We start from the raw sequence: 8,036 nt of genomic DNA, 5'->3' as shown, positions 1-8,036 counted from the left end.
ATACATATGATGTGGGAAGATTACAAGCAATATAAAGAAGAATTTTCTTATATCCAACACTCTCAATTCTATATTGCATTAAAGAAATTAAGCTTACATAATATTATCTCTATTGAAAATGGCTTAGATGGCCGTTATACAATTAAACTGACTCATTTTATGAATGAGGAAACAGAAAAAGCAAATCCGTATGTATATATTAGTCCTGTTGTATTTACAAAGGCTTTCTTTAAGCTCTCTGTAGCAGCTAAGAAATTATTCTTAGACATTGCGATGCAACAACATACGGAAACAACATTAAAACGTTCTTTGGACAAGCAGGACGAAAGAGGAAACAAAACTCACTTCGGTGGGATGTATCGTTTCTTACATAAAAAATATCCGCATCAGATTCGTGCGGTTATCGAGGAATTAACAGCTGCATTACCATGTACGGGGAATCCCCTATTCAAAATTTGCAAAATGCAAAAAGGTGTAAAACATACAAAACGATATACAACACTATATCTATCTATCCATTCAGACTTCTTATGTTCGAAAGAAGCTGGAGAAGAACAACATAGGGATCCATTTACACCAAAAGCTACCTATTCTCGTAAAGCTAAATTTATCGAAGCAGTCCTACAAGAGATGAATATCGGTGAATTGTCTGCAGACATGAATAAATTCATTCATGTATTAAAGCATACTTGTCATCGTCAAATTCGCAGTGTCATTCGTGGGCTTCGTGATATGGTTGATCGAAAAGAAGGATATCCAACGAAAATTGTATATACATTGAAGAAACTATTGCATCAAACATCTCAATATCAAATTCTCGATACAGCAGCGAAAGAAGGTATCTACCCTCTTATTGCACAACATATACCAAAAGAGAGAAATAGTGACCGTGAGCAAGCTGTCTTTAATTTTGGTCTACATTATTCTATGTACTCGCTACATAACATTAAGAAGATGTTTAAGAATGTGCATGCACTACTGAAGCAGAAGTTTGCGGTACCAGTGACGGAAGAGTCTTATCACCGTAATTATCTAAAATACCAAGAAGAAACGTTATTTAGAAAATATGCATATGATCAGGGGGTTAATCTCCATGCATATATCGCTTTAGAAATTGAAATGCGTGAAAAACTAAAAGTTCGTGGCCATAAAGAACGCACGATTCCAAGTGATGTGCGTGAATGGTTTATCGAAGCAATTGATAAGCTGCCACAAGAAAAACTTCGTGTGATTGAACTACCAAAGCAGTTTAATTTACTAGAGTTTATGCGTACCTTCGAACATTTAGTACGTGCTGGAGTAACAATAACAGCTCCAGATCAGGTGCTAACCGCATTGGAAATAAAATAATAGTAATGAGCTCTCTATTTTTGAAAAAATCGAAAGTAGAGGGCTATTCGTGTTTGTATGATTAGTAATCCATTTCTGCTACTCTACTTATAAATACCAAATCAAAAGGACTTCATAAAAAATGGAGTCTTTTTTTATGCAATTCTATACAAATTCGATTCTAGCAATATATAACTCTCCACATAATACTAGGAAGTATTCTTCTAATGTATTAAAACCTATCTTATAATACCTACAAAAAATCAAAAGGAAAATTATAAAAATAGTGGATATGCGGACAAATATGGTTCAATGTGAATATAATCTTTCTAAAATCATTGTAATTACTAATGTTGTTGTATTTATCTAATAAAAATCATCAATAATAATGTGAGTTATGTGTAAATACTGAGTAATGTTAACTAATAGCAGCCTAATCTGGATAAAATGTGGATAATTGAACGCTAGATACTACTGTATTTAACAAAATAAAGAAAATAAAGCCTATTTCCATAGTTGGATAAATATAAAATGATTTGTATCAATTTCTTTCCGATTTCATGTAGAAACATGTGATTCCCTTTATGCTTTTTTGTAGAATTAATAGTCTAATAATCATTGAATTTCCGGATACATTTTCTACTATTTATGATTTTTTACGTTCTAACATCAAATTTTCCCTTGTGGGAGTAGATCTTTCCCCTATTTTTGATAACCTATAATAGTTTTATCTTTATTTCTTTTTAATATATAAGATATATATTTATAATAGATTTTATTATTACTAGTATGATTGTTAATAAGATGTCTGACCTAATTGAAAATATTTGTAAATTAAGTTATAATAATATTAATTAAACATATCATTACCCACATAAAAAAGGACAAACCTACGTATCCCTATCAGGGCGAGGTTTGTCCTTTTTTCATTTTAATAAACAATTTACATTAGGAGGATTAAACATGACTGTACTAAAAGATACGACTTACATAGAGATGAATAACTATAACGAGATTGGATTTTTTAAAGGGATTCTTTGGGGATTAGTTTTTGTAGTACCTTTTTGGAGTGTTATGATAGCTCTATTTAGTTGGCTTTATAAATAATTAATCAACATATTCAAAATGCAAAGGGTTGTTTGTCCGTTTGCGTTTTGGATATGCCAGCAACCGTGCGTAGCAAAGGGCGGTAGCAGGTCTTTCACTTATTTTCTGTTATAATAATTCATAAGAAATTAGGTGATTATAATGAACGAAAACATTAATTTAGAAGAAACATTTGCAGCCTTTTCTGCTTACTTAACAGAAAAAGGACGGAAACAATCCACAATTGAACGTTATGCTTACGATATTAAAGATTTTTATAAGTGGCTAAGAGCAAGTGAGAAACTCCTACATATTAAATCATGGAGTGAACTTTCTGAAGCAGACTATCAGACGTATTTCTCTGAGTTAGAAGACAAGCGTAAATATTCTCAGAAAACAAGACACAGAATATGGGTGGTTTTAAAGAAGTTACACATGTTTTTAGGTATAGTTAGTCCATTGGATGGTATTAATCTCTCTTTAATTCCGGATCAATCACTAAATGATAATGATTTTATTACCGAAATGGAAGAAAAGCTTTTAAAACAAACTGTTCTATCAACAAAGGGGTTAACGGAAAAACAAGCTAAATATCGCCCTCTTATTATGGATAGAAACGTTTGTATTATAAATTTAGTAGTAAACTATGGGTTATCCTTGCAAGAGCTTGTATCGCTTAATATGAGCCATATAAAGTTTGCTAGAAATATCTTAATGGTACCTGGGGAAAATGGAGCAACTAGGTCTGTCTCTTTAACTATGGAAGATACGCTACAGCTTTATAAATATTACACGACTATTCGGGAACCTGTAAGACCTAGACAACACACAGATAATCCCCTATTTGTGGCATTTGATTTTAATCGAGGTACGTATCGATGGGTGTACGAAAATGATGCACCAAAGGCTTTGTCTGAAGTTGCTATACAAAAGATGATACGACTTGAAGTGAAACGTGCGGAGTTAAATAGGCGTATCTCTGCACAGCAGATGAGAAACACTTTTATTCTCCGTCTTATTAAGCAAGGATTAACTGAAGATGAGTTGGTAAGTAGGATGGGGTTCAAAACTAAGATATCTTTAAAAAGATATTATCAGTATCTAGAAACAAAATTACACATCATAATCAAAAATGATTAACAGCTAAAAATTTGATTAAAACTTAATTAAAATTCAATTATCGTAAAGAAAAAACGGCATAGTATTTTTATAATCAGTACAACTTTATTTCAGTTATACAATAAGTCCCTTACATCAAATAATTTAGTGGAAGGGGCTTATTGTATATTTGTTTGGTTAATTAAAGAGTCTTATTAGATTGTAATAAAAATGAATATTTCATTTGCTTAATTCAAGAAAAAACTAAGTCAATCAATTGAATTTTTTTAAATAGAGTTTTTCAAAAGTTTTATTTATAATTATGGATTGATTTTTAAAAAAACTTTTACCTAATAACGTATAGATTTGTTCTCTTAGATTACTATTCTTCATTATTTCTTCAAGTTCAGTATCTGTTAAATAAGAAATTAATTTTATGTCAGTTAAGCTTAATTCCTCATTACTAAATATTAGATCAAAATACTCTGAACACCCTTTGAATTGTTCTACGTAATTTGCGACATCATTTTTTTTGAGGTAACCTTCTTTATACAAATCGGTTAAAATATTTAAATTTCTTTCAATTTGATTTGGTCCCGTCAAACTTTTTTCTAGATTCTTTAATTCAGATGCTGTGCTCTCCAACATTTTAATAATCATTTTATCATTAGGGGAACTAATTCTTAGTATTAATACCTTATAGTAGAAATAAATTTCACTATGTGTTAAAGTACTTTTTTTATGTTTTAATTTATTTATTAAATTTTGTACTATATCTAATACTCTATTACGTTGAGTATCAACCACCCCTTTTATAATAGGTAAAATTATATCATTTAGTAATTTATAAAGAGCAGTATAATTGTTTTCCTTAAAATTACGTTGGATTAACTCTACATAAATTGATATTATAGACTCATTTATTAAATACTCACTATTATTTTTATATATTTTAGTTAAGTTGTTGTATAGAAGGGACATTTTAAAATCCCACATTTCTTTATTTTCCTGATACAATTTCAAACAAGTATTTAAATATTTAACTACTATTTTTTGACTTATTAATTCTCTATATGCTACTGATAAAATGAATTTATTTATATCTTCAACTTCACTTATTGAGATTCTGTTATTAAAAATCTTTAATAATTTTTCAGCTATCAAGTCTACTTGACTAGATTCTAAGTTTAGCCTTGATAATAACGTTAACAAATTACAAAAGTATCTTTCGCTTTTTGAGGTAACTATATTTTCTATAATAGTATTTAATACTTCGTCTAAAAGTTTTATTAGATACTCTAAAGCCCCTGGTTCAATATTTATCTGTTTCAAATTATTTTCACTTAAAATTACTTCAAGATCCTCGGTGTTTATTTTAGTAATCATTATATAAACTGTGAATAAATTTAATTCATTTATTTTATGTACTTTAATTTTATTAAACATACCTCTTGAATTAATCTCTGACCTAGTACTGTAACTAGCAATAATACCATCTACAAAACTTTTATATAAACTTTGAACCTCTATGTATTTTTCTACACATAAATAATTTGCTTTTATAAATAGCCAAATATTAGTAAGTGTGTTGATATTTTTATTTAATGCACTATTAAATGACACTCCACCCTTTTCAATGGTACGTTTAGTTCCCTTTAGCTTCTCGACTTGTTTAATTAATTGATTTTGCGCTTTATAAATCAAATTAAAATTTTGAATTTCTTTGACAAATTCCAAGCTTTTTCTTTCTTTATAAGGTAACCTATTGTATATTTCTTCTAAGTCTAACTCTTCAATATCCAATTTTGTTGCTGCATCCACTTGATCAAAATTTTCTTGGATTGCCAAATGTCCAACATGTTTTCGATTGAATTCAGATATAAAATAGATTAAGTATTCTTTATCAGCAAATGATTTTAAAGAGATGTTTTTATAATATTTATAGGCCTCCCAAAATTCCTCCGACTCGTAATAACCAAATGCCTGTTTTAACATTGAAAAATAGTCTCCATTTGAAATAAGACTATTAGGGTTTTCTGTAGGTTTTGTATTTATCAAACTATCTGATGTTATGATTTCTTTCATAATATTATCTAAATAACTATTCTCACTCTTCTCAGCAAAAATAACATTTTTGTACTCCGAAACACCAGTAATATTCGCTTTATTAAATATTAACCAAAGTTTTTTAAACATATCATCATCGCGAAGTTGTTCACTTTTAGAAAATAGGTTAGTGAGTATATTGTCATCTGTTAAACAATTTATTGTTCTATCACCATAAAGATCATATCCAATCGACTTCACATTCAAACTTTTAATTATTTGCTCTGGCATAATAAAATTTAATTTCTCAAAACAACTTAATTTATTATAGACATATTCTAATTCGTTTAAATTACTAGATGTATTAAATTGGTTAAAATGCTTTATTACATCATATAGTCTATTTCCTCTCCAATTGGAGAGGTCAAAAACATTGTTTTCTTGCAAATGTTTTATTTCATCATAATATATAATATTTATTCCACGGTTTTTATAATAGTGATGTTCCATACGGGAATACTCTTTACTACTTTCAATTAAGTAAGCTGGTTGAAAATGCTTCTTTAAGATACTTTTAACCCATTGAAATATTAAATTAAAGTTGGGATCATTAACAGAATACCCTATAAAAAGAACAGTATTTGTAGCAATTAAAGACTTCAAGTAATTTTCAATTAGCGTAAAATTAGAGGAGTAATTTAAATAATCATCTTCTTTCAAAACAACATTTTTGTTTTCAAAATCTCCATGCATCTTAATAATTGTTTTATTCAAATTATCATATGGTAAATCTAAATCATGTCTTACTATATGATAAAAGTATCCGCCTTCAATTGCAGCTTCCTCTAGTAAAGTATCATAATTTGTTGTAATTATATGAGTGGGATTAAGTTTAAATATCTCATTGTGTAACGGGTTAGTCTTATATTTTTTCAAGAAGAAAATTTCATTCAATTTCTCAAAATATTCCTTTTCTCCTCTCTCATTGTAATAAAATTGTGGTATCTTTAAATAAATATCTGAAGAACCTTTAATATTGAATTCGCCCAAATCCTTAGCCATTTCAGTTATTAGTTCCCCCCATGTAGGGATTCCTGAATTTGCGGATACTCCTGCACCTACAAAAACAACTAACTTATTATTTTCACTTGCTTCTTTAATCTTTTTTATGCTCGTTTCTACAAAGTAATCACTCATAATCATTTCCCTGCGCTTTCCTGTAAAATCTTTCATGTATATTTCTTGTCTGTAAATTTGCCTAATATTCCTCATACATACTATTATTAAGTTCTATTCATAGAACATTCACTTATAATTAAAATAAACAGATGTTTATTTTAATTATAAGTGAATGAGTATTTATTTTCCATATTTAAACAAACTGATTGTTTTATAAACATTAGGGATATTCCCTTCATTTGTTCAGACAGTAACTACCACCCCCTATGCCTAATAGGATTTTATCGTCTTTATTTCAGCCCATATTAAAAACTACTTCCCTTTATCATAGTACATTGTCTTTTTATAGAACTGTAACGGTTATATTACCTCAATATCGAAACTGCTTCTGTTTTCCTTGTTTTTTTATGTGAAAATTGGTTCAACGTAATGAAAAGCCTCAAGAACCTATCGTTCTCAGAAAAACTAATATAGTTTCAACAACATGTTCTAAATACAGACTTGAATATAAAAGTTTATTTAAAAGCTTTTTAATAAAAAAAAGAGAGTCCCAATTTATAGGTACTCTCTCGTATATCCTCTATTTTTAATCAATTACTATTTCATGTATATTTAGCTTGTTTAATTTTTCGTTATAGAAACTCATTACCTTTTGAGCATGTTGTATAGCCATTAATCCATCTTGGACAGTAAGTGCTTCAAAATACGGATAACGAATATCTGTAGCATAACCATTCAGCTGCACGCACTGTTCTAAAATCAATGAAAACTCTTCATCTAATCTATAACAAGATTTGTGCAGCAGTAAAAGGTTATGAGTTTTAGGGACTGATCTACCGTTTAGTGCAAGAAATCCTTTTAGAAGTTTCTCCACACATTGTTGACTATGATAGCAGATAATTGCAGTAGGGAAAGGTTTCATATGAGATAAGTAACTAGCAGAATCTAAATCAGACTTTGCAATAGATACCCACTCTTTTAGATCCTCAATATTTCTCATATAGGACCGTCCCTTCTAGTGCAATCTTATGTTCCATAGTTACATTACGGCTAGCACGTTCTTGAAACTCTTCTGGCCCATACACTAAAATATCAACTGGCGTTTCCATAACATCGTAAATCCCCCAATTGATACGATTAATGACTTCCCTTTTTCTTTCTCCTACACCTTCCACAACAATACAGAGATCAAAATCACTGTCTTCATTTGGTGTGCCATATGCATGAGAGCCAAAAAGGATGATTTTTTGGACAGAAGATACAGTTTCACGAATCTTTTGCACCAATAGGTCCAATTC

The 8,036-nt window shown here is 29.5% G+C and carries 6 protein-coding genes; 3 read left to right on the top strand and 3 right to left on the bottom strand.

Annotated elements, in window-relative coordinates; translation table 11 throughout:
- The 3 genes from C4S65_RS33485 to C4S65_RS33475 all read left to right on the top strand — a co-directional run.
- Positions 1-1,350 (top strand): hypothetical protein (locus tag C4S65_RS33485; protein WP_103945915.1); only part of this gene is annotated, 1,350 nt, incomplete at its 5' end.
- Positions 1,351-2,292: 942 nt separating this feature from the next.
- On the top strand, positions 2,293-2,436 hold the full coding sequence (locus C4S65_RS34835; RefSeq protein WP_181032179.1) for a hypothetical protein: 144 nt from the start codon (positions 2,293-2,295) through the stop codon (positions 2,434-2,436).
- Between the two features lie 141 nt (positions 2,437-2,577).
- On the top strand, positions 2,578-3,555 hold the full coding sequence (locus tag C4S65_RS33475; RefSeq protein WP_103945912.1) for a site-specific integrase: 978 nt from the start codon (positions 2,578-2,580) through the stop codon (positions 3,553-3,555).
- A gap of 231 nt (positions 3,556-3,786) precedes the next feature.
- On the opposite strand, the gene C4S65_RS33470 is transcribed toward C4S65_RS33475, so the two are convergent.
- The 3 genes from C4S65_RS33470 to C4S65_RS33460 form a co-directional block, all read right to left on the bottom strand.
- Positions 3,787-6,792 (bottom strand): SIR2 family protein, encoded by a 3,006-nt coding sequence (locus C4S65_RS33470; protein WP_258043924.1) that lies wholly within the window; start codon positions 6,790-6,792, stop codon positions 3,787-3,789.
- Between the two features lie 532 nt (positions 6,793-7,324).
- On the bottom strand, positions 7,325-7,738 hold the full coding sequence (locus tag C4S65_RS33465; RefSeq protein WP_103945911.1) for a HEPN domain-containing protein: 414 nt from the start codon (positions 7,736-7,738) through the stop codon (positions 7,325-7,327).
- Positions 7,725-8,036 (bottom strand): nucleotidyltransferase domain-containing protein (locus C4S65_RS33460; protein ID WP_258043923.1); only part of this gene is annotated, 312 nt, incomplete at its 5' end. The genes C4S65_RS33465 and C4S65_RS33460, both read right to left, overlap by 14 nt.

This window comes from Bacillus sp. ok061 (assembly GCF_900108285.1).
Taxonomy (GTDB): domain Bacteria; phylum Bacillota; class Bacilli; order Bacillales; family Bacillaceae_G; genus Bacillus_A; species Bacillus_A thuringiensis_S.
The sequence above is the reverse complement of the archived record's forward strand: the minus strand, read 5'-3'. Positions and strand labels throughout refer to the sequence as shown.